3 protein-coding genes are annotated in these 2032 nt (G+C 67.0%); all 3 read left to right on the top strand.

Going from position 1 to position 2032, the window contains the following annotated elements; translation table 11 throughout:
- Window positions 1–1151: M14 family zinc carboxypeptidase (locus RMO40_RS25190; RefSeq protein ID WP_309726690.1), on the top strand; the 1151-nt coding region annotated here is incomplete at its 5' end.
- A gap of 4 nt (window positions 1152–1155) precedes the next feature.
- Window positions 1156–1422, top strand: coding sequence for an AbrB/MazE/SpoVT family DNA-binding domain-containing protein (locus tag RMO40_RS25195; protein WP_309726692.1), 267 nt, complete (start codon window positions 1156–1158; stop codon window positions 1420–1422).
- Window positions 1422–1826: a PIN domain-containing protein gene (locus RMO40_RS25200; protein ID WP_309726694.1), complete on the top strand. Its 405-nt coding sequence runs from the start codon at window positions 1422–1424 to the stop codon at window positions 1824–1826. The genes RMO40_RS25195 and RMO40_RS25200 overlap by 1 nt, the downstream gene beginning before the upstream one ends.
- The last annotated feature ends 206 nt before the right edge of the window (window positions 1827–2032 follow it).

Genomic DNA, 2032 nt, shown 5'->3' on the forward strand with positions numbered 1-2032 from the left:
TCCAGAACTACCTGCGCAGCCTGTTCCCCGATCGCCGCGGGCCCAACCTGGGTGACGCCGCGCCGGCCGACACCATGGGCATGCACCTCGACATCCACTCCTACAGCCAGCTGGTGTTGTGGCCGTGGGGAACCACCGCCACGCCATCGGGCAATGCCACCGCATTGCAGACGCTGGGGCGCCGCCTGGCCTTCTTCAACGGGTACACGCCGCAACAGTCGATCGGCCTGTACCCGACCGACGGCACCAGCGACGGCCCGAGCTACGGCGAGCTGGGTGTGGCGGCATTCACCATCGAGCTGGGGACGAGCTTCTTCGAGAGTTGCACCACCTACAACAACAGCACCAAGCCCAAGAACCTGCCGGCGTTGATCTATTCGGCCAAGGTGGTGCGCGCGCCTTATCAGATCCCGGGCGGTGCCGATGTGACCACGGTGACGCTGAGCAACGAGGCGAGCGGTGCCGGTGTGACGGCAGGTACCCCGGTCGCGCTGAGTGCATCCACCACACACACCCGCTTCAACCAGAGCAACGGCACCGAGCCGGTGCGCAACGTCAGCGCGGCGCAGGCTTTCATCGACGTGCCACCCTGGTCCGCCGGGGCCGTGCCCATCACGCTGGCGGCAACTGACGGCAGCTTCAACGCCACCACCGAAAGTGTCAGCGGCACGCTCAACACCACCGGTCTTTCGCTGGGAAAGCACCTGGTGTTCGTGCGTGCGCAGGCTGCGTCGGGGCAATGGGGGCCGGTCACGGCGCAGTTCCTGAACATCTCCAATGGCCCGCCGCCCGGCAACAACGAGGTCGAGCCCAACGACAGCCGCACGACGGCCAACGCCGTGCCGGCACCGGCCACCTGGAGCGGCGCCATGGGCGCGTCAAGTGACAACGACTACTTCGTCGTCACCGTGCCCGCCGGCAGCACGCTCACCGCCACGCTCACACCCAACGCGACCAGCGACTACGACCTCTACGTCTACAACGCGTCGGGCACGCAGCTGGGCAAGAGTGAGCGGGGTGTGGGCCTGGTGGACACGGTCAGCCTGACCAACACCACCGGCGCCGCGGTGCAGCGCTACGTGCGGGTGAGGTACTACAGCGGCGGCACGGGCGCGACCAACGGGCGCTACACGCTCGGCCTGGCCTGGTGAGGGCATGACCGCCAAGACAGCCAAGCTCTTCACCCACGGCGGCGGGCAGGCCGTTTGCCTGCCCGCCGAGTTTGGTTTCGACGGTGACGAGGTCTACATCCGCCGTGACCCACGCACCGGCAACGTGGTCCTGTCGACCCGACCCGAGCTGTCGTGGATGGAGTTCATGGCGCTGCGCCACCAGTTGGGTGAGGTGCCGAAAGACTTTCTCGCCGACCGGGTGCAGGGCACGCAGCCCCGCGACCCGTTCGACAGCTGGGTCGAGACCTGATGCTCTACCTGCTCGACACCAACACCGCCGTCGCCGCCATGCGCGGCGCCGCCGGTCTCGACAGCCGCTTGCAAGGCCTGCAGCCCGATGCGTGGTGCATCTCGGCCATCACCCACGCCGAGATGCGTTTTGGCGTGGCGCTCAAGCCGGAGGCGGTGCAACTCGAACGTTATGTCGATGCCTTTCTGGCCGTGGTGCGCACCGAACCCTGGGACACCGCCTGCGCCGAATACCACGCCAGCGTGCGGGCGCAGCTGCGCGCCAAGGGGCACGTGCTGGGCGACTTCGACGAAATGATCGCCGCGCACGCGTTGGCGCTGGGTGCCGTGCTCGTCACCGACAACATGCGCCACTTCAAGCGGGTGGACGGGCTGCGGTTGGAGAACTGGATACGCAGCTCCTGAGTAGATGCATTCAGGCCTCCGCTCATCTCCAGGCAGCTCTGCGTTCGCCTGTCGAAGGGTGCGCACAGCCTGGCGCTGGCTTCGACAGGCTCAGCCCGAACGGAGCTTGGTGGCAATGAACCGAACTCTTCGCTCCGTTCTTGAGGTACTCCGTTCGCCCTGAGCTTGTCGAAGGGTGCGCACAGCCCGGCGCTGGCTTCGACAGG

The sequence above is a fragment of the Rhizobacter sp. genome, assembly GCF_031412075.1.
GTDB lineage: Bacteria > Pseudomonadota > Gammaproteobacteria > Burkholderiales > Burkholderiaceae_C > Rhizobacter.